Annotated in this window: 20 protein-coding genes and 1 pseudogene; 14 read left to right on the top strand and 7 right to left on the bottom strand. The window is 63.8% G+C overall.

Features of this window, described 5'->3' with window-relative positions; all coding sequences use genetic code 11:
* Positions 1 to 576 carry a hypothetical protein gene (locus tag ACRQ5Q_RS12890; protein WP_439369590.1) on the bottom strand — a complete coding sequence of 192 codons (576 nt, stop codon included), beginning with the start codon at positions 574 to 576 and terminating at the stop codon, positions 1 to 3.
* A gap of 45 nt (positions 577 to 621) precedes the next feature.
* Entirely contained in the window at positions 622 to 1,152 is a 531-nt protein-coding gene (locus tag ACRQ5Q_RS12885; RefSeq protein ID WP_439398112.1) for a GcrA family cell cycle regulator, read from the bottom strand.
* 164 nt (positions 1,153 to 1,316) lie between these two features.
* Here ACRQ5Q_RS12885 and ACRQ5Q_RS12880 point away from each other — a divergent pair, with 164 nt between their 5' ends.
* The gene (locus ACRQ5Q_RS12880; protein ID WP_128932533.1) at positions 1,317 to 1,925 is read left to right on the top strand and encodes a S24 family peptidase; all 609 of its coding nucleotides are present in this window, start codon (positions 1,317 to 1,319) and stop codon (positions 1,923 to 1,925) included.
* A 103-nt stretch (positions 1,926 to 2,028) separates the two neighbouring features.
* Complete coding sequence (locus ACRQ5Q_RS12875) at positions 2,029 to 2,304, top strand: hypothetical protein (protein ID WP_439375657.1); 276 nt, start codon at positions 2,029 to 2,031, stop codon at positions 2,302 to 2,304.
* A 38-nt stretch (positions 2,305 to 2,342) separates the two neighbouring features.
* Here ACRQ5Q_RS12875 and ACRQ5Q_RS12870 read toward each other — a convergent pair whose 3' ends face one another.
* Positions 2,343 to 3,317 (bottom strand): quinone oxidoreductase family protein, encoded by a 975-nt coding sequence (locus ACRQ5Q_RS12870; protein ID WP_439398110.1) that lies wholly within the window; start codon positions 3,315 to 3,317, stop codon positions 2,343 to 2,345.
* Positions 3,318 to 3,543: 226 nt separating this feature from the next.
* Here ACRQ5Q_RS12870 and ACRQ5Q_RS12865 point away from each other — a divergent pair, with 226 nt between their 5' ends.
* From ACRQ5Q_RS12865 to ACRQ5Q_RS12855, 3 genes are all read left to right on the top strand, one after another.
* Positions 3,544 to 3,744, top strand: a complete 201-nt coding sequence (locus ACRQ5Q_RS12865; protein ID WP_439369596.1) for a hypothetical protein — start codon at positions 3,544 to 3,546, stop codon at positions 3,742 to 3,744.
* A 144-nt stretch (positions 3,745 to 3,888) separates the two neighbouring features.
* The gene (locus ACRQ5Q_RS12860; protein WP_439398108.1) at positions 3,889 to 4,836 is read left to right on the top strand and encodes an AAA family ATPase; all 948 of its coding nucleotides are present in this window, start codon (positions 3,889 to 3,891) and stop codon (positions 4,834 to 4,836) included.
* 5 nt (positions 4,837 to 4,841) lie between these two features.
* A complete protein-coding gene (locus ACRQ5Q_RS12855; protein ID WP_439398107.1) occupies positions 4,842 to 6,218 on the top strand; it encodes a vWA domain-containing protein in 1,377 nt (458 codons plus the stop codon).
* Positions 6,219 to 6,233: 15 nt separating this feature from the next.
* On the opposite strand, the gene ACRQ5Q_RS12850 is transcribed toward ACRQ5Q_RS12855, so the two are convergent.
* The gene (locus tag ACRQ5Q_RS12850; protein ID WP_439369601.1) at positions 6,234 to 6,416 is read right to left on the bottom strand and encodes a hypothetical protein; all 183 of its coding nucleotides are present in this window, start codon (positions 6,414 to 6,416) and stop codon (positions 6,234 to 6,236) included.
* A 347-nt stretch (positions 6,417 to 6,763) separates the two neighbouring features.
* Between ACRQ5Q_RS12850 and ACRQ5Q_RS12845 the strand changes: the two genes are divergently transcribed.
* The 3 genes and pseudogenes from ACRQ5Q_RS12845 (at position 6,764) to ACRQ5Q_RS12835 (ending at position 8,853) form a co-directional block, all read left to right on the top strand.
* Positions 6,764 to 6,985, top strand: a complete 222-nt coding sequence (locus tag ACRQ5Q_RS12845) for a hypothetical protein (protein WP_439369602.1) — start codon at positions 6,764 to 6,766, stop codon at positions 6,983 to 6,985.
* A 124-nt stretch (positions 6,986 to 7,109) separates the two neighbouring features.
* Positions 7,110 to 7,443: pseudogene (amiF, locus tag ACRQ5Q_RS12840) on the top strand (formamidase); the annotation flags it as partial.
* A gap of 90 nt (positions 7,444 to 7,533) precedes the next feature.
* The gene (locus ACRQ5Q_RS12835; RefSeq protein ID WP_439398105.1) at positions 7,534 to 8,853 is read left to right on the top strand and encodes a dicarboxylate/amino acid:cation symporter; all 1,320 of its coding nucleotides are present in this window, start codon (positions 7,534 to 7,536) and stop codon (positions 8,851 to 8,853) included.
* An 8-nt stretch (positions 8,854 to 8,861) separates the two neighbouring features.
* On the opposite strand, the gene ACRQ5Q_RS12830 is transcribed toward ACRQ5Q_RS12835, so the two are convergent.
* The gene (locus ACRQ5Q_RS12830) at positions 8,862 to 10,235 is read right to left on the bottom strand and encodes a hypothetical protein (protein ID WP_439399803.1); all 1,374 of its coding nucleotides are present in this window, start codon (positions 10,233 to 10,235) and stop codon (positions 8,862 to 8,864) included.
* Between the two features lie 106 nt (positions 10,236 to 10,341).
* Entirely contained in the window at positions 10,342 to 11,598 is a 1,257-nt protein-coding gene (locus ACRQ5Q_RS12825) for an allantoate amidohydrolase (RefSeq protein WP_439398103.1), read from the bottom strand.
* A 404-nt stretch (positions 11,599 to 12,002) separates the two neighbouring features.
* On the opposite strand from ACRQ5Q_RS12825, the gene ACRQ5Q_RS12820 reads away from it, so the two are divergent.
* The 6 genes from ACRQ5Q_RS12820 to ACRQ5Q_RS12795 are packed head-to-tail and all read left to right on the top strand — an operon-like array spanning position 12,003 to position 17,878.
* Positions 12,003 to 13,115, top strand: coding sequence for a BMP family ABC transporter substrate-binding protein (locus tag ACRQ5Q_RS12820; RefSeq protein WP_439369607.1), 1,113 nt, complete (start codon positions 12,003 to 12,005; stop codon positions 13,113 to 13,115).
* The gene (locus ACRQ5Q_RS12815; RefSeq protein ID WP_439398101.1) at positions 13,112 to 14,224 is read left to right on the top strand and encodes an ABC transporter permease; all 1,113 of its coding nucleotides are present in this window, start codon (positions 13,112 to 13,114) and stop codon (positions 14,222 to 14,224) included. The genes ACRQ5Q_RS12820 and ACRQ5Q_RS12815 overlap by 4 nt, the downstream gene beginning before the upstream one ends.
* Positions 14,224 to 15,150, top strand: a complete 927-nt coding sequence (locus tag ACRQ5Q_RS12810; protein ID WP_439398099.1) for an ABC transporter permease — start codon at positions 14,224 to 14,226, stop codon at positions 15,148 to 15,150. The genes ACRQ5Q_RS12815 and ACRQ5Q_RS12810 overlap by 1 nt, the downstream gene beginning before the upstream one ends.
* 18 nt (positions 15,151 to 15,168) lie before the next feature.
* Positions 15,169 to 15,852 (top strand): biuret amidohydrolase, encoded by a 684-nt coding sequence (gene biuH / locus ACRQ5Q_RS12805; RefSeq protein ID WP_439369609.1) that lies wholly within the window; start codon positions 15,169 to 15,171, stop codon positions 15,850 to 15,852.
* The gene (locus ACRQ5Q_RS12800) at positions 15,849 to 17,381 is read left to right on the top strand and encodes an ABC transporter ATP-binding protein (RefSeq protein ID WP_439398098.1); all 1,533 of its coding nucleotides are present in this window, start codon (positions 15,849 to 15,851) and stop codon (positions 17,379 to 17,381) included. The genes biuH and ACRQ5Q_RS12800 overlap by 4 nt, the downstream gene beginning before the upstream one ends.
* Before the next feature lie 11 nt (positions 17,382 to 17,392).
* Positions 17,393 to 17,878, top strand: a complete 486-nt coding sequence (locus ACRQ5Q_RS12795) for a nucleoside deaminase (protein WP_439369612.1) — start codon at positions 17,393 to 17,395, stop codon at positions 17,876 to 17,878.
* Positions 17,879 to 18,085: 207 nt separating this feature from the next.
* Here ACRQ5Q_RS12795 and ACRQ5Q_RS12790 read toward each other — a convergent pair whose 3' ends face one another.
* On the bottom strand, positions 18,086 to 19,192 hold the full coding sequence (locus ACRQ5Q_RS12790; RefSeq protein WP_439369613.1) for a hypothetical protein: 1,107 nt from the start codon (positions 19,190 to 19,192) through the stop codon (positions 18,086 to 18,088).
* Positions 19,193 to 19,675: the final 483 nt, after the last annotated feature.

Below are 19,675 nucleotides of genomic sequence, written 5' to 3'. Positions count from 1 at the left end.
TCACCTGCGCCGGCCCCCACCCTCTGTCCCGGTCTCGGTCGCAAAGCCGTAGATCAGCGCCAGCCGGTCCAGGCATTCGCGAAAGCGCCGCCCGAAATAATCATTCCAGCGCTGGGTACGGACGGCACGACGCTGCCCGATTTGATCCATGGTCAGACCCAGGACCAGCACGTCGTGCACCAGCGCGGCGCCGTCGGTGCCGAGTTCCCGCTCGATCCGATTCAGTCGCAGCACCGCCTGTCGCTGGCTTTCGGTGACGGGCTCGCGCGTACCGGTCCCATCGACATATTCGCGGGTCGTATCCACCGCCTGAGGGCCTCGCTCCGCCCGCTCCCAATCGTTCTGGAAGGCACGCCCACCGCGGTATTGCGCTTCGTCGATCTGGTGGTGTGCGTGCAGCCGGCCGAGCGGATCGCTGCGGAACGACCGGAGGGCCAGGATCTTCTCGCCGGCATCGAGCGCGAGTGGATTGTCGACCTCCACCTCGGCCACCTCGGCATTGAACGGAACCTCCCGGGATCGCCGGTCGTAAATCTGCGCCAGTTTGTAGGACTTGTTGCGTCGGGGACGTGCCACTCGGATACTCCTTGCAAGGCTGACGATTGGATGGACGGCGCGGCTTCAGGCGGGGGAGACCAGCCTCAGCACGACGGGAGTTGCGATGCGGGCTGACGCAGCTCCGGAACGGCGCGTCAGGCGCGCATGCGGTGCGCAATAGCTGGAGCCCGGCTGGCGCGGATGGCCGCAGAAGGTAATTTCCTCCCCGTCCTTGTCGCCGCCGTAGGGATAGCGGCAGTCGGCCGCCTCGAGCTCGACCAGCTCGATCAGGCGCGGCTGGACGCCGACGCAGCGCAACTTGGCCCGTGCGGCGGGCTTCATTGCCGACTTCGGCGGCCGGTTCAGGTTCGGCAGTGCCGACCGGCGTGGCGAAGCCAGAGCCTCGCCGGGCAAAGGCGGAACGATCGACGGGCTCGTTATCCATTCCGGCACGACGAGTCCGAGCCGCTTGGCGCGGCCGACGACCGCGTTGCGTGTGTAAGCCGTTCCGTATCTTGCATTAATCTGCCTTCCGATCTCCGCATAAGACATTCCCTTGAGAAAATAATCGCGAAGCGCGTCGGAATGCTCCGACGGCCAACGGCCCGGTTCCATGATGCTGCCCTGTGATGCGCCCTCCGACCGCTCGATGCGGAGGCCGGACACACATTCTGGTATTCCGAAGCAAGTGTCAAGCTGAATTTCTGATATTCATAATTGCATCAATTCCGAATTTCGGATTACAAGAGGCGACACGATGGGCAATCGAGGGAATCACCATGTTGGATGTCGCGATGATCGAGCGGGGCTTGGAGAAGACGGGCAAGAGCAAGGGCGGCCTGGCGGCTGCTATGGGCGTGCGGCCCGGCGCCGTGTCCGAGATCCTCGGTGGCGAGCGCCTGGTGAAGGCGTCGGAAATCATTCCGATCATGGAATATCTCGAACTCAACCTCGCGCCGATCATGGGCCGCGTCGGGGCCGGCGCCGTGATCGAACCGGACTATGAGCAGGTTCCTCCGGAAGGGCTCGGTGACATCACGCTGCCGTTCCCGATCATGGAAGAGACTGTTGCCTTCGAGATCGTGGGCGATTCGATGCTGCCGAAGTACGAGAACGGCGACGTGATCGTGGTCTACAAGGACCAGCGCCATCCGCTGTCGAGCTTCTACGGCGAAGAGGCAGTGGTCCGGCTCAAGACCGGCGAACGCTATTTGAAGACCATCGAGAGGGGCAAATCCCCCTCCGTCGTCAATCTCACCAGCTTCAACGCCAAGCCGATCGTCGGCGTCAAGCTCGACTGGGTCGGCGAGATCTGCCTGTCCATGCCCAAGGGGCAACTCGAAAGGCTGCGTGCCAAGTCGGCGCGTCCCCGCAAGAAGGGCAAGTAGGCGCTGGATGATTTCCGATTTTCGGAAATACATCTTGACTTCATTCTGTTTTTTAGAAATACTCTGCCGCACACCCGATCACGGGGCGCGGCAGGATTGCATGATGCAGTATTTCGTCGTGATGATCGACTACGGGCGGCGCGGCCGCGAGGCGGTCGTCGATCCTGAAATCACCAGGCGCGAGATCATCTCCCGCCTCGCCTCGGGTGAGTATCGGAACGTCTCGTTCATCCACGAGATCGTGGAGAACTCGGTCGAGGACGTCACCGAGGCCGTCCTGGCCGAGGCGGCCCTCCCGCAGGTCGAGCCCGAGGACGTTGACCTCCAGGCGATTAGCCTCGATCACCTCCGCGACCTGCGCAAGCACGAACGGACGTGATGCAGGCCGCGCCGGCCTGCATCACGTCTGGACGAATATTACACCAGGAGAACGGTAGATCCCGTCGTCTTGCGCGCGGCGAGATCGGCATGCGCCTTGGCCGCGTCCTTGAGCGGATAGGTCTGGTGCACCTCGATCTTCACCGCGCCGGACTTGACGACGTCGAACAGCTCGGCCGCCATGGCCACAAGGTTCTCGCGTTTGGCCGCATAGGTGAACAGCGTCGGCCGGGTGACGTAGAGCGAGCCCTTCTGCGCGAGCAGGCCGAGATTGAGTGGCTCGACCGCGCCTGAAGACTGACCAAACAGCGCGGCGACGCCGAGCGGCGCGAGGCAATCCAGCGATTTCAGGAACGTATCCTTGCCGACGGAATCGTACACCACCGGCACCTTCTTGCCGCCGGTGATCTCGTCGACGCGCTTCACGAAATCCTCGCGCGTGTAGATGATCACATGGTCGCAGCCATGCGCCTTGGCGAGCTTCGCCTTCTCGTCATTGCTGACGGTGCCGATCACAGTCGCGCCGAGATGCTTGGCCCACTGGCTGAGGATGAGGCCGACGCCCCCGGCTGCGGCATGGAGCAGGATCGAGTCACCGGCCTTCACCCGATAGGTCTGCCGGATCAGGTACTGCGTCGTCAGTCCCTTCAGCATCATCGCCGCCGCGGTCTTGTCATCGACACCATCGGGCAGCTTCAAGAGACGGTCGGCAGGGATCAGCCGCGCCTCCGAATAGGCACCGAGCGGCGAAGCGCCATAGGCGACGCGGTCGCCCGGCTTCAGATCGGTGACACCCGGACCGACCTCCTCAACAACGCCGGCCGCCTCGCTGCCGAGCCCGCTCGGCAATTGCGCGGGATAGAGACCGGAACGGTTGTAGATGTCGACGAAGTTGAGACCGACGGCCGTGTGACGAATTCGCGCCTCGCCGGGGCCGGGCTTGCCGACACTGACCTCTTCCCAGACCAGGACTTCCGGTCCGCCGGTCTTGTGAAATCGAATGGCATGGGTCATGGGCGTTGCTCCCTTATGGTTGCAGTGAGGGTCCGAGAAACGCGGATCAGCCGCAGAAATAGGCATTTGGTCCGCCCGTTACAGTGCAGAGGCGTAACAAGAATGTCACAGCAAACGACAAACGCCCGGTGTTCCGCCTCTGTTCGAAAGAGTTGATGACGGCCTTGGGGCAACCGGCAGTACCTTTTCCGCGGGGATTGGTGGTCGTCTGCGAAGGAGAGCCGAGATGCCAGCTTATGTACAGCATCATCAGGACGTCGAAATCGCGCCTGTGATTTGCCCGACATGCATGGGGTTCCTGCCGATGTATGTGCGCGAGGTCGAGCCGCACTGGAGCCTTGCCAAGATCGACTTCGTCTACGAATGCGCCGATTGCGGCGCCGAGGTCCGGCAGACCATTCGCAAGCCGGAGCTGCTGCACCACTGAGCGCGACCGAAGAACCGCTCAACTATTTGCGCTGAACGGAAAAAACGCCGTTCACGCGGATCTGATGTCTCCCAAACGAGGCTTGTTCTTTGCCCGGAACGCAGGCAGAACAAACTTAAGCAAGACCTTTGGGAGCGCCATTTCGTGGCAGAACAGAAAGCCTCGGCGTCGATCGAGGCAGTGGAGAGCGGCCTCGCCGCGCAGGGTTATATCGCGAGCCGGCAGATCGCGACCGCCGTCTATTTGTCGCAACAGATCGAGAAGCCGATCCTGGTCGAGGGCCCAGCGGGAGTGGGCAAGACCGAGCTTGCCAAGGCGATTGCCGCCTGGCGCGGCAAGAAGATGATCCGCCTGCAGTGCTATGAGGGTCTCGACGAGGCCAAGGCGCTCTACGAGTGGAAATACGCAAAACAGCTTCTCTATACACAGATCCTCAAGGACAAGCTCGGTGAAGTGCTCGGCGGCGCGCAGACGCTGCACGCCGCGCTCGACCAACTGCACGATTTCGGCGACGTGTTCTTCTCCAAGGAATTCGTCGAACCGCGGCCGCTGCTCCAGGCGCTTGAGCAGCCAGGCGGCTGCGTGCTGCTGATCGACGAGATCGACAAGTCGGATGCGGAATTCGAATCGCTGCTGCTGGAAATCCTGTCCGACTTCCAGGTCACCATCCCCGAGCTCGGCACCGTCTCGGCAATCACCCCGCCGACGGTGATCCTCACCTCCAACAGCGAACGTGACCTCGGCGACGCCCTGAAGCGACGCTGCCTGCATCTGCATATCGGTTTCCCCGAGCAGCGGCTGGAGGAGCGCATCGTCGAGAGCCGCGTGCCCGGCATCTCGCAGACGCTGCGCCGGCAGATGGTCGGCTTCATCCACGAAATACGCTCGCTGGATCTGAAGAAGCTGCCCTCCGTCAGTGAGACCATCGACTGGGCGCGCGTGCTGGTGCTGCTCCAGGCTTCCGAACTCGACACCGATATCGTCAAGGACACGCTCAACGTGCTCCTGAAATACGAGGCCGATATCGAGGCGGCGGCCCCGCAAGTCACGACCTTCATTGCCAAGGCAGCACGATCCAACGTCTTCGGTTGACGCCGATGCGCGAGAATCTCCATCGTTTCTTTCGGGCGGCGCGCGGCGTCGGCGTCCACGTCTCGCCCGCCGAAAGCATCGATGCGATGCGCGCAGTGTCGCAGGTCGGCTTTTCCGATCGGACCATCCTGCGCGATGCGCTGCTCCTGACGCTTGCCAAGTCACAGGACGAGAAGCTCGCGCTCGGCGACTGCTTCGATCTGTTCTTCAGCCAGCCCGAACCGCGGCAGGAGCAGCCCGAGGGCGCAGACCAGGACATCGCCCGGGGCGCGGCTCAAACGCCCAATTCCGGGGCGGCCAGTGATGCCGCAGGCGGCTCACCGCAACAGGAACTGGGCCCGCTCGCACAGATGCTGCTGTCGCAGGATCGCAATGCCATCGCGGCCGCGATTGCCGGCGCGGCCGGCGCGGCGTCCCTGTCCGACATCCGTTACTCCACCCAGCGCGGCATCTTCTCCAGCCGCATCCTCGACGCCATGGGCCTGCAGCGCCTGCACGACGATCTCGACGAGCTCACCGCGATCAATCCGTCGCTTGCCGAACGCCTGCGCGCTGCACTCGATGGTTTGCGCGAGGCGGTGCGCGACACGGTCTCGCAGGGGCTTGCGCTCTATGCCCGCGAGGAAGCTGAAAATCTCCGCAACGAGATCCTGCGCAACGCGCCGCTCGCCCGCATCGAGCGGCGCCAGGTCGCCGAGATGCGCGCGCTGATCCGCCAGATCGCGCGCCGGCTCCGCGAACGATACTCGAAGCCGCGCAAGCGCCAGCGTCGCGGCCATCTCGACGTGCGACGCACACTCCGCCGGAACGCGGCCTGGGGCGGCGTGCCCTTTCTCACCGCGTGGAAGCGCAAGCACCGCGACCGGCCGAAAATCGTTGCCCTGTGCGACGTCTCGGGCTCGGTCGCACAGGTCTCAGATTTCTTCCTGCTGCTGATCCACTCCCTGCACGAGGTCGTCGACGACGTCCGCTCCTTCGCCTTCTCATCGCACCTGATCGAGGTCAGTAACATCCTGGAAGCTAAGTCGCCGGAAGAGGCGATGGCAGAGATCATGTCCAAGGTCGGCTTCGGATCGTCCGACTATGGCTCTTCGCTGATCGATTTCGAGAAGGATTTCATGAGCACGCTGACGCCACAGACCACGGTGATCGTGCTCGGCGATGCCCGCAGCAACAATCTCGATCCGCGCGCCGACATCCTGCGCCGGATTTCCGAGCGCTCGAAACGGCTGGTCTGGCTCAATCCCGAGGGGCGGCTCGCCTGGGGCTTTGGCGATTCCGAGATGCCGCGCTACGGGACCTTTTGCAGCGTCGTGCGCCAATGCGCCACTGCGCAGCAGCTCGAGCGCGCGGTGTCGGACATCGTAGCGACTTATCAGTAGACGGCGACGATCGCGTCAAGCGGCGGTAAACTCGGCCTGGACGAGATTGCACTCCCGAAAGTGATACGCGATTTCGTCGAGCGCCCGCTGCTCCCACTCCTGGGCCTGCGCGAGCCAGAACATCCGGCGCTCCGAATCCAGCGCAGCACGCTCGCGACACAGGGATTCCTGGTTGCGAATTTCCACCAGCCTGTTCATGCACTCCACTCCCACCGTGTGAAGCCATTCCCTGCGAATCAACCTAACAGACTCCAGAGCCCCTCGCCTCATGATTTCTGTGCGTATCGCGACGCAGCATGGACCGCGATGCTCCCTCTGCACCGCGGCAATTCGCAGCGCAGCATGAAATGCAGATCATCAATTAGTGATCGTTGGGACGTTATTCGTGCGCAAACGATCTTAACTCCTGTGGCCGCAATGAAGTGCCGCAGTTTGTGAAGAGATGTTCTAAACAGGCTGACCGATTCCCGACTCATTGTCGTCGCACGATCTTCGTGCGGCGCCGCTAACAGGGGCACGCGAACTGGATGATCGCCTGAGGCAATATGAGCAACGATTTCGACTTCGATCTTTCATCCGGCCAGTGGGAAGCGCTGAAGGCGCTTCGCACTCCGGTGTCGAATGTCCGCCTCTCGAAGGCTTATCTCGTCGAAAGCCTCATCGAGCTCGGCCTCGTTGTCATGAATGACGGCATCCCTGCGATCACCCCCGCCGGACGCAAGGTGCTGGTACGTGGCTCGTGCCGGCTGCTGGATCTCGTCGCATGACGAGATCGCCTGCTGCCGCGTAACCACGTGATCGCTGGAAAAATAATCTTTAGCTCCTCGCCGAATCGGGTTTGCTTCTTGCGACAGGTTCCGACCCGCAACGACGCAGCGCCGGAGAGACAAGGGCGAAGGCATGATCGTCAATTTCGTCGGCACCGTGCTGGCCGATGGCACCACCGGCCGCGTCGACGAGATGATCACCTCGGAGGTCCGCCCGGACCTCGTGCGCGAGGCCCGCATCAACTGGGGCCTCGAGAGCAACATCTACCAGCTCTGGCACCGCGGTCATCTCGCAGTGACGGACGGCGCGATGGACTGCCCTAGACCTTCATGCAGGACATGGTCGCCGGCACCTTCCGCCTGCCTTGGAAAGACCAGGGGAAGGTCACCGACGGCACCTCCTGCGGCTTCCCGCGCCGACGCGGATGTTCGGCAGGACAGCCAAGGGGGCGGAATAGCCGGATTCCCAAGGGGTGACCCCGACATTCTGGCACGGTTGTTGCTCTCGTTTTGACGCCCAAGACGCGTCAAAAGGGGGAGTCCACCATATGTCGACCATCGCTGCGGCACCGACCGCCGAGCCGAAGCCGCTCTACACCTCGCTGTTCGTCCAAGTCCTGACCGCGCTGGTGCTCGGCGTCATTCTGGGAATGGCCGTTCCGGATTTCGCGATCGGGCTCAAGATCATCAGCGACGCCTTTCTGAAGCTGATCTCGATGATCGTGGCCCCGATCGTGTTCTGCGTCGTCGTTCATGGCATTGCCGGCGCCGGCGACCTCAAGAAGGTCGGTCGGGTCGGCGTCAAGGCGCTGGTCTATTTCGAGGTCATGACGACGGTAGCCCTCGTGGTCGGCCTGCTGCTCGCCTACATCTTCGGCCCCGGCCATGGCATGAACATCGATCCCTCGACGCTCGATGCCAAGGCGCTCAACACCTATGCCGACAACGCCCACAAGCTGTCCGGCGGTGGCATCGGCGCCTTCCTGATGAACGTGATCCCGACCACCTCCTTCGATGCGCTGTCGCGCAACGACGTGCTCCAGGTGCTGTTCTTCGCGGTGCTCTTCGGCGTCGGCCTCGCGCTCGTCGGCGGCGAGAAGGGCGCGCTCGTCACCTCCATCATCGACGCGGCCTCTACCGTGCTGTTCCGCGTCATGGGGCTGATCGTCCGTGTCGCGCCGCTCGGCGTGCTCGGCGCGGTCGCCTACACCGTCGGCAAATACGGCGTCGGCTCCTTGAAGCAGCTCGTCTCGCTGGTGATGCTGTTCTACGTCTCGGTCGGCATCTTCGTGCTGGGCGTGCTCGGCGGCGTGATGGCACTTGCCGGAATCAACATCCTCAAATTCCTCGCCTACCTGCGCGAGGAGCTAACCATAGTGCTCGCCACTGCCTCATCGGACGCAGTGCTGCCCCAGATCATGAAGAAGCTCGAGCGCATGGGCGTGAAGGATTCGGTCGTGGGCCTCGTCATCCCCACCGGTTATTCCTTCAATCTCGACGCCTTCTCGATCTACCTGACGCTCGCCGTCGTCTTCATCGCGCAAGCGACCAACACGCCGCTCTCGTTCGGCGACCTCTTGCTGGTGCTCGGCGTTTCCCTCATCACGTCGAAGGGCGCACACGGCGTGCCCGGCTCGGCGATCGTGATCCTGGCCGCGACCCTGAACGCGGTACCGAGCATCCCCGCGATCGGGCTCGTGCTGGTGCTATCGGTCGACTGGTTCATCGGCATGGCCCGCGCGCTCGGCAATCTCGTCGGCAATTGCGTGGCGACGGTCGTGGTGGCGGCCTGGGAAGGCGATCTCGACCGCGCCAAGGCGGCCAAGGTGCTCGAGGGCGGCGAGCTCGTGGACGTGACCGCGGGATAACCCGCGGATCAGTCATGCCACTGGAGGAGTGGCGTTCCGTACGCCCGCCTCCACACGGACAGGAAGCGCGGAAACCAGGAATGGGCCACCGCGCCCCTGTAGGCCCAGGTGCGATATTTCAGCCCCTGCTCCGAGATCAGTTCCTGATATCCGCCGTGGACCTCGGTCGCGGTCCGAATGTCTTTCAAGATCCCCTGCGCACAAGCGCGATAGGTATCGCTCTCCGAGGCTTCATCGAAGTCCAGCATGCGATCGGCGAATTCGACATTGAACGTCGGCCACGACGAGCGCCCCTGATAGGCGGGCGCCGCGATCTTGTGGATCATCTTGTTGCGCGGATTATCCGCCGACACCAGGAAGTGGAACGTGCTCGGGATGCGGAAGCGCGGCTCGGCGATGATCAGGTCGGTTGTCGCCGCGAACAGCTCGCGCTCGCTGGCATCGTTCATATCCCAAAATCCGCGATGCACGCTGACGAAATCCAGCGCGACCAGCGACACCGGCGGGCCCGTCGGACCATCCAGGGAATGCCTGATATAGCCGTCCTGGCCGAACAGGCGGAGCAGGTCCCTCTTGTACTGCGCGAGGTCGCGTCCGAGCAGCCGCTTCAGCTCGTTCTCGCCGACGATCCCGAGCTGCACACCCCACAAGAACGTCGTGTAGACGCAGGCATTGGTGACGAAACGCCGGCGCTCGGCGCGGGTATCCGTTGCTGCAGAGCGAGGCCCGGCGGCGTCGCAGAGCAAATATCTTGTGCCGTCAGCGTCGAACGACTCCAGCTCGCTCGCAAGCTTCAGGATCGCACGCTTCAGGTCCCCGCCATACTCGGCCAGCAACAGACGGCCGGCATGTGCGCATTGCGACATCGCCAGAAAGGACGACGCCCTCTCCTCGGCAGAGAGCATCTGCTGGAGGCCGGCGACAATGCCGAGCAGCGTGTCCGAGGGCCGCGAGAAATAGTTCACGCCGAGATAGCGTCCCCGTCCCGCCGGCACGATGGTCGTCGTGACGACGTCGGTGCGGACCGCCTCCAGCAACAGACGCACGCTCTTTTCGAGCAGACGGACCCGGCGCAGGGCGTCGTGCGCATCCATGATGGTCTCTGGATCAAGGACGTCGGGATAGAACCAGGCGAAGTCGCGCGGGTAATAGGCTGAGGCGTGCGGCGCGCCGGTGACCAGGAACGCCTCGGTCACCGAAAAGGCGCTGTCCATCGAGTGCCGGTAAAGGTCCTCGATGGCTGACAACGAATGGGGCGATTGTCTCAGGAATCGATCACCAAGAAAATTCACTGCCTGGAGAGCGTTGGCGACAAGGGTCGCAGCCATGCCCTGGTAAAACCGGTTCTCACGGTGCGATGGAAAAGAGATGTCGCGGTTCATGTCCGTCAATCGGCTGGTGTCTCGTGACCCCCGCGATGGAGGCCACCATTTTAAACATGACCGATTCGTATCTCTACCCGGTGACTTGCGGGTTTATGACGCTCGGCTAGGCCACCCGTGGCCTGAAATCCTCGATCACCCTGAGCAGCACCCGCGCGCCGGCGTCGGCATCGGCAAGCTCGACATGCTCGTCCGGGTGATGGCTGATGCCGCCGCGGCAGCGCACGAAGATCATGCCGACATCGGCGATGTCGATCATGGCCATGCCGTCATGACCTGCTCCGCTCGGCAGCTCGAACACGGAGAGGCCTTCCGCAGCGATCGCCTGCGCGATCTGCTGCTTCAGCCAGGGTGCGCAAGGCGCGGTGCGGTTCTCGTGGGTGACATCGAGCTGGAGCGCCAATTGCCTCCCCTTTGCGATCGCCTCGATCTGGCGGACGATATCTGCGACTGCGCGCTTGCGATGCATGTCGGTTGGAGCGCGCATGTCGATGGTGAACGACACTTCACCCGGAATGACATTGGTCGCGCCGGGCCTTGCCTGGATGTAACCGACGGTGCCGACCAGGCCGCCCTCGTCGGTCCGGCAAAACTGCTCGATCGCGGCGATGCATTCGGCAGCACCGGTGAGCGCGTCCCGGCGTAGCGCCATCGGCACCGTGCCGGCATGACCGGCCATGCCGGTCAGCCGGGCGGCAAGCCGCGTCGCGCCAGCGATCGCGGTAACCACGCCCACAGGCAGGTTCTGCGCTTCCAGCACCGGTCCCTGCTCGATGTGCAATTCGAGATAGGCGAGCAGCTCGCGCCGGGCCCGTGCGGCCGCGCCGACGTGATCGGGATCGAGCCCAAACTGAACGAGGGCATCGCGCATCGACACGCCAGCGCGGTCGCGCGTGTTCAAAACGCTCTCGTCAAAGGTGCCAGCCACCGCGCGGCTGCCGAGCAGGGTCGAGGCAAAGCGCACCCCTTCCTCGTCGGCAAAGCCGATGACCTCGATCGCAAACGGCAGGCGCTTGCCGCGGCGATTGAGATCGGCGACGCAGGCGATCGCGGTGATCACGCCAAGCGGCCCGTCCCATTTGCCGGCATCGCGCACCGTGTCATAATGCGAGCCGAGCATCAGGCAGGGCGCGCCCTGCCGCTCACCTTCATACCGGCCGCAGACATTGCCGATGGCGTCGAGATGCGCGCTCATGCCGGCGTCGCGCATCCAGCCCAGAATCAGGTCCGCGGCCGTGCGCAATTCCTTGCTGAGGTAGATGCGGGTGAGCTTGTCGGGCTCTTCCGAGATCGCAGCAAGCTCGTTGATGCGGCGAACGATCTCCTTGCCAAGCGATGCATCGTAAACGGTACCAGCGCCCATCTTGGCGAGCTTTCCATCTTCTTGGGGACCACGGCAGCGGCGGTCCTGACGACAATCGATACAAGTTCGGTGCCAGCGAACTTCCGCCGGCGCCGTCCCAGTCAGCGCGTGGTTAGCATGAATGCGCCTTGTCGGCCGACCGTCCGAAGCCGGTCATGCACATGTGGGAGCCGGTTAAGAGTGCTTAACTACTCTGCATACAATCAGATGATCATGCTCATAAATTAATCTGCCACTTTCCTCGCCAAGTTCTTGGCAATCAATATAGTTCATACATTTCAGTTGCTTAATTGTATGTGCTCCATTGATAGCCTCTGGCACGAAGCTTGCGACATCCCGTTCCGGCTCCGCCAGGCCGGCGCAGCCGCGAGATCAAGGCGGGTCATCCGCCAAGGGAGCGAGCAATGGACATTGGCAGGATTTCACGACGTCATTTGTTGCAGGGCGGCGCGGCCCTCACCCTCGGCGCAGCGGCGGGCCTCCGCCCGGCCTTCGCGGCCGAGACCACCATCGGCTTCATCTATGTCGGTTCGCGCGACGACTATGGCTACAACCAGGCCCATGCGCAGGGCGCGGCGGCACTGAAGAAGATTCCCGGCCTCAAGGTGGTCGAGGAGGAGAAGGTGCCGGAGACCGACGCGGTCGAGAAGACGATCGAGTCCATGATCAATCTCGATGGCGCCACCCTGCTCTTCCCGACCTCGTTCGGCTACTACAATCCGCACATGATCAAGATGGCCACCAAGTACCCGAAGCTGCGCTTCGAGCACTGCGGCGGCCTCTGGAGTGACAAGGATCCCAAGAACGCCGGCAGCTATTTCGGCTACATCGACGAGGCCCAGTACATCTCGGGCATCGTCGCCGGACTGACGTCGAAGAGCAGCAAGCTCGGCTTCGTCGCGGCCAAGCCGATCCCTCAAGTGCTACGCAACATCAACGCCTTCACGCTTGGCGCCAAGTCCGTCAATCCAAAGGCCACCACGCAGGTGATCTTCACCGGCGACTGGTCGATGCCGGTCAAGGAGGCCGAAGCCACCAACAGCCTGATCGACCAGGGCGTGGACGTTCTCACCTGTCATGTCGATGGCCCCAAGACCATGGTCGAGAACGCCGCACGGCGCGGCGCCTTCGTCTGCGGCTATCACACCAATCAGTCGGCGCTGGCACCCAAGGCCTATCTCACCGGCGCCGAGTGGAACTGGGAAGCGCTCTATCCGAAGTTCGTCAAGATGATCGCGGCCGGCGAAGACATCCCGAATTTCTACCGCGGCGGCCTGAAGGAAGAGATCGTGAAGGTCTCGCCCTACGGCGAGGCCGTCTCCGCCGAAGCGCGCAAGGCGGCCGACGAGGCCAAGGCGAAATTCCTGTCGGCAGAAGGCTACGCCATCTTCAGGGGTGGGCTGGTCGACAACAAGGGCAAGACGGTGATCCCCGCCGGTACCGACCGAGGCCAGAAGGATCCTGAACTCGAGAAGATGGACTACCTCGTCGAAGGCGTGATCGGAGCGACTTCTTGACCGCGGAAACGGCGGATTCCACTGAAGCGGTCGGGACAGTTGCCCCGGCCGCCGATTCCGGTTTCCTCCAGCGTTACGGCGGCACGATCGAATATGTCCTGCTCCCGGGCGCGGCGCTTGTCGGCGCGCTCGCGGTGTTCGGCATCTTCGTCGCGATGTTCGGCAAGAACCCGCTCGATCTCTATTTCTACATGTATTACGGCGCGTTCGGCACCTGGTTCTCCTGGCAGAACACGCTGACGCGCGCAGCGCCCTTGATCCTGACCGCGCTCTGCACCGCGCTGCCGGCGCAGCTCGGCATGGTCATCATCGGCGGCGAAGGCGCTCTGCTGATCGGCGCATTGTCGGCGACCAGCGCCGCGCTCGCGCTTCAGGGCATGCCGCCGTTCGTCGTCCATATCGCCATGGTCTGCGCCGGCGTGATCGGCGGGGGCTTGTGGATCACGCTCTCCGGCGCGCTGCGGCAGTATCGCGGCGTGAACGAGACAATCTCGAGCCTGCTGCTGGTCTACATCGCGCTCGCGATCCTCAACCATCTCGTCGAGGGGCTGATGCGCGATCCCGCCAGCCTCAACAAACCGTCGACCCGAGAGATCGGCGCCGCCAACATGATCGGCTCCATTCCCGGCACCGACGTGCATTGGGGTCTCGTCTTCGGCCTGATTGCCGCGATCGCCTCTTACATTCTGATCTATCACACCGTATTCGGCTTTGCCGCACGCGTCGCCGGTGGCAACATCCGTGCTGCGAAGATCGTCGGCCTCGGCGTCAGCAAGCTGATCCTGACCGTCTGCTTCCTCGCCGGCGGCGCGGCGGGTCTTGCCGGCATGATCGAGGTCGCCGCCGTGCAGGGGCGCACCAACGCCAACCTCGCAGCGGGCTACGGCTTCACCGGCATCCTCGTTGCCTTCCTCGCGCGGCAAAATCCGCTCGCCATCATTCCGGTCGCGATCCTGCTCGGCGGCATCAGCGCCAGCGGCGGCCTGCTGCAACGCCGCCTGGGCTTGCCGGATGCGTCCGTGCTGGTGCTCCAGGGCATCATCTTCGTCTTCGTGCTCGCCAGCGATGCGCTCTACGGCCGCATCGGATTTTTGAAGGGAAAATCCTGATGGCAGACGGCTCGATCGGCCTCTGGACCGTCCCGCTCGCCGTCCTCGGCGGCGCCATTCGCGTGTCGACGCCCTTCCTGTTCGTAAGTCTGGGCGAATGCATCACCGAGCGATCGGGCCGCATCAATCTCGGCCTCGAGGGCACGCTGGTGATGGGCGCGATGAGCGCCTACGGCATCTCCTATCTCACGGGATCGCCATGGCTCGGAGTGCTCGCCGCCGGCATCACCGGCGCGCTGCTGGGCGCACTGCATGCCGGCATTTGCTCGCTGCCGCGCGTCAACGACGTTGCGGTCGGCATCGCCTTGATGCTGTTTGGCACCGGCCTTGCCTTCTATCTCGGCAAGCCGCTGATCGAGCCGACTGCGCCGCGGCTACCCGCCATCGACTTCGGCTGGTGGAGCGACATCCCGCAGGTCCGCGCCGCCCTGCGCATCAACGTGCTCTTCCTGATCGGCGTGGTGCTGGCGCCGATTCTCTATTGGGCCTTCCGCACCACGCGCTGGGGCCTGCTCATCCGCACCGCCGGCGAGAGTTCGGATGCCGCACGCGCGATGGGCCATTCCGTGCTGCTGATCCGTCTGCACGCCACCATGGTTGGCGGCTTCCTCGCCGGCATCGGCGGGTCCTTCCTATCGCTGTTCTATCCGGGAAGCTGGAACGAGGGCCTCTCCTCCGGTCAGGGCATCACCGCCGTGGCGCTCGTGATCTTCGCGCGCTGGGATCCCCTGCTGTGCCTGTGGGCCTCGCTCGCCTTCGGCGGCGCGGCGGCGCTGGGTCCTGCGCTGCAATCGGTCGGCGTCACCTCCGGCTACCACCTCTTCAACGCCGCGCCCTACATCCTGACGCTGGCCATCATGATCATCACCTGCTCGCCGAAGCGCACGTTGACCGGCGCGCCCGCCGAACTCTCGATCACCCGGTAAACACGCACGAGGTCGTCCATGCCCGAGCGCTACATCAAGTCCGAGCCCTATGCCTGGCCGTACAATGGCGATCTTCGCCCTGAGAACACGGCGCTGATCATCATCGACATGCAGACCGATTTCTGCGGCGTCGGCGGCTATGTCGACAAGATGGGCTATGACCTCTCCTTGACGCGGGCGCCGATCGAGCCCATCAAGAGGCTGCTCGCAGCGATGCGCAAGCAGGGCTTCCACATCATCCATACCCGCGAGGGCCACCGCCCCGATTTCTCCGACCTGCCCGCCAACAAGCGCTGGCGCTCGCGCCAGATCGGCGCCGGCATCGGCGATCCCGGTCCGTGCGGCCGCATCCTGGTGCGCGGCGAGCCCGGATGGGACATCATCGAGGAGCTCAGCCCCCTGCCGGGCGAGCCGATCATCGACAAGCCCGGCAAGGGCTCGTTCTGCGCGACCGACCTCGAGCTGATCCTGCGCGTCCGCGGCATCGAGAACATCGTGCTGACCGGCATCACCACCGACGTCTGCGTCCACACCACCATGCGCGAGGCCAACGACCGCGGCTTCGAATGCGTGCTGCTGCACGATTGCTGCGGCGCCACCGACAAGAGCAACCACGACCACGCGCTGAAGATGATCAAGATGCAGGGCGGCGTGTTCGGCGCGGTCTCGACGTCGGACTCCTTCATCGGAGCGATTTCGTGATCATCGGCGAAACGCCACCGCCATCGGGCGCCTTCGGCGTCGACGCCATCGCCATGACCATGCGCTTCGGCGACTTTCTGGCGCTCGACAACGTCGAGCTGAAGGTGCGGCCGGGCTCGTTCCACGCCCTGCTCGGTGAGAATGGTGCCGGCAAGTCGACCCTCGTCAAATGCATCATGGGCTACTACCACGCGACCCAAGGCGACATCATCGTCGGCGGCCGCGAACAAGCCATCGCCAATCCCAAGGACGCCCACGCGATCGGCCTCGGCATGGTCTACCAACACTTTACCCTGGTCCCAGCCATGACGGTTGCCGAAAATCTCGTACTGGCGCGCGACGACGTGCCGGCCGTGGTGAATTGGCCCAAGGAGATGAAGGAGCTCGAGGCGTTCCTTGCCCGGATGCCCTTCAAGGTGCCGCTCTCAGCCAAGGTCTCCGACATCTCCGCCGGCGAGCGGCAAAAGTGCGAGATCCTCAAGCAGCTTTATCTGAAGCGGCGCTTCCTGATCCTGGACGAGCCGACCTCGGTACTGACGCCGGCGGAAGCGGACGAAGTTCTCGGCATGCTCCGCGACATGGTGGTCAGGGGCGAGCTGACGATCCTGATGATCACCCACAAGTTCCGCGAGGTCATGGCCTTCGCCGACGAGGTCACCATCCTGCGCCGCGGCAAGCTCGCCGGCGCCGGCAAGGTCGCCGAGCTGACGCCGGATGCAATGGCGCGCACCATGATCGGCGCCGAGGAGCTGACCGTGCAGCCGCCGCGCACGGGCGAAGCCGGACAGGCGAGGCTGGAACTGCAGAAGCTCCGCGCCCTCGACGATGCGGGCGCCGTCGCCGTGCACGATGTCTCGCTCACGGTGCGCGCCGGAGAGATCGTCGGCATCGCCGGCGTTTCCGGCAACGGCCAGCGCCAGCTCGTCGAAGTGCTGGCCGGCCAGCGTGAGGCCGAGAGCGGCCATATCCGGGTCGCCGGCGCTCCCTATCATGCCAGCCGCGAGGAGATGCGACGCCACAGGATGTCGCTGCTGCCCGAGGAGCCGCTGAAGAACGCCTGCGTCGGCGGCATGAGCGTCGCCGACAACATCGCCTTCCGCGAATTCGACCGCGCGCCTTTCGCCAGCGGCGGCTGGTGGCTCAATCGCGGCGCCTTCCGCAACGACGCCAGGAAGAAGATCGGCCAGTACAAGATCAAGACCCGTACGCCGGACACGCCGATCTCGGCGCTGTCGGGCGGCAACATCCAGCGCGCCGTGCTTGCCCGCGAGCTTGCAGGCGACGTTGAGGTGCTGATCGCCGCCAATCCCTGCTTCGGCCTCGATTTCGCGGCGGTGGCGCAGATCCACGCCGAGATCATGGCCGCGCGCAACCGCGGCGCCGCGGTGCTGCTCGTCAGCGAGGACCTCGACGAATTGCTCGAACTGTCCGACCGGCTGGTGGTGATGTTCCACGGCGAATTCGTGTATGAAGCACGGACCAGCGAAGCCGATCTCACCGTGGTCGGCCGGCACATGGCGGGTCATTGAACGGAGGATCTATGGACGACGCAGCAGGGCGCGACGAGCACTTCCTGCGGCTGTCCATCGCGGTCGCCCGCCGTTCGCTCACCCACGGCAACCATCCCTTCGGCTGCATCCTCGTCGATGCCGACGGCGAGGTGCTGATCGAAGCCGAAAACGGCTACATGCCGGATCATGACGGCACCGCGCATGCGGAGCGCCTCGCGGCGACGCAGGCTTGCCGCACGCTCGATCGCGATGTGCTGGCCAAGGCCACGCTCTATTCGTCGGCCGAACCCTGCGCCATGTGCGCCGGCGCGATCTACTGGGCCGGCATCGGCCGGGTCGTCTATGGGCTCAGCGAGCGCCGCCTGCGCGGCGTCACCGGCAACCATCCGGAGAACCCGACGCTGGACCTGCCCTGCCGTGACGTCTTCGCCAGCGGCCAGCGACCGACGGAGGTCGTCGGGCCGCTGCTCGAAGACGAAGCCGCAGCGCTGCACGACGGCGTGTGGACGAAGTAGGCCGTCGCCCCAAACTCCGATCGATAGGCTGGTTAGCTGGCGGCTGCGCGAAGCGCAGTCCGCTGGCGTGACCCACCACGCGCTTCCGCACCGCCGAACGAAGTTGGTGGCTCACGCAAGGGACTGCGCTTCGCGCAGCCGGGGCGAAAGCGAATAGCGCCGCGCAAATCTGCCCGGCGCCATCCGAACCTGGAGATGTTCAGTCGATCAGAACTTCACAGTGATGCCACCATAGACCGTCGACTCGGTGCAGCTCTTGGTGCTCTGGCCGGTCGCGGCGACGGTGCAGACGCCGGGCATGGCGTTGTGGTCGAGGCCGAACTTGTTCTGCCAGTAGCGGTAGGCGACCCAGAGGTCGACGAAGTGGGAGTACTTGTCACCCCAGACCGCCTTCGAGGCGTCGAAGGTCAGGCGGATCGGTTCGCTGTTCAGCTCGGTCTTCGACGCGGTGGAGAAACGGCCGACACCCGAGAGCGCAGGCAGGCCGTTGGAATCGCCCTTCGAGCCGTACCAGCCGGCGCGGCCGCTGATCGACCAGAACTGCATGTTCGGCGGCAGGAAACCGAGATCCATGTAGTAGTTGATTTCGACGGCCCAGGTCGGACGATAGCTGACGTTGCCATCCGAGTTACAGGTCACGCCCGGCACGCCCGGTCCGAACAAGCCGCACTGGGTGAAGGCGTTGTGGTTCAGGAACTCGTAATACATCAACGGCGCGAGGTTGAAGTAGCCCTTGTAGGGAAGGTCGAAAGCGAACTGCAGACCGGCAACGACGTCGCGCTTGGCCGGCGCGAGGAAGTTGTTCTCGGTGTTGCCGTCCATACCGACTTCGAACGAGATGTTGTGCAGCGGCCCCATCGTGAAGGCCTTGGTGTCGAACAGCTCGTTCCAGCCGAAGGTCGAGCGGAACAGGCCATAGATCTCGGTCGCGCCGGCGCAATCGGCGGCGCCGCCGGTAATGGTCACGCCCGGCGCGACGCAGGGGTTGGCAGGATCGTTCTTCCCCGACTTGAACATCGAGATCGTGAAGAAGTTGGTGCCGTAGGTCCAGAGGTCGAAGTGCGTGAAGGAGTAGACCTGCTTGGCGGTGGTGCCGTTGATGCTGCCATCGGGGCCGACGCTCCACATACCGGGATCGGTGCCCTTGGGCATCCAGGAGAACGTCACGCGGTTGTCGATCACCAGGAAGAATGGAAGATCCGGCGCCTTCTTGGCGGCCTTGACCGGCAGGTCCGCCGCGTGAGCCCAGCCACCGATGGCCAGCGTAGCAAGTGACAGCGCCGTTGCTGCAATTGCCTTGAAACGAAACGACATCCTGAATACCCCCAAGTTGGACACGTAAATGAACGCCCTTGGGTGCGACACTTGCGCCTATATCCCGGAGTGAGAAGCCTCAACTTTTTTCAAGGCATGCCGCTTGTTTCGGCAGCAGACGACGTCCCTTTCGGAATCTTAAAGGCATTTGCCGACCTTGCGGATTGTCACGCAGCAACGCGAGGCTGGCCATTGCCAGACATTCCCGTTTGATTTTGTTCGCATTTCGTCTCGAACGAACAAGCCGGCAGAATTGCCGAAGCGCACGATGCGGCAGTCCGGCATTGCATACGCGTGCTGGCGCGATTTTGCTCAACTTCCCGTCAAGCCTGCACAGCGGGTTCCGATTTGGATTGAACCGTCACAAATTTGCAACAGGCGTCACGCGCGAGCACGGCCCTCACCGGAGTCCGACGGCCGCCCGAGCACGATTCGCGCCCGACGAGGACCACGACTCGCCGACACCACCCGCCTGCCGAAGCG

Origin of the sequence: Bradyrhizobium sp. PMVTL-01 (assembly GCF_051861855.1) — a bacterium.
Lineage (GTDB): Bacteria > Pseudomonadota > Alphaproteobacteria > Rhizobiales > Xanthobacteraceae > Bradyrhizobium.
Note: the sequence above shows the minus strand (reverse complement) of the source record. Positions and strands in the feature narration are given on the sequence as shown.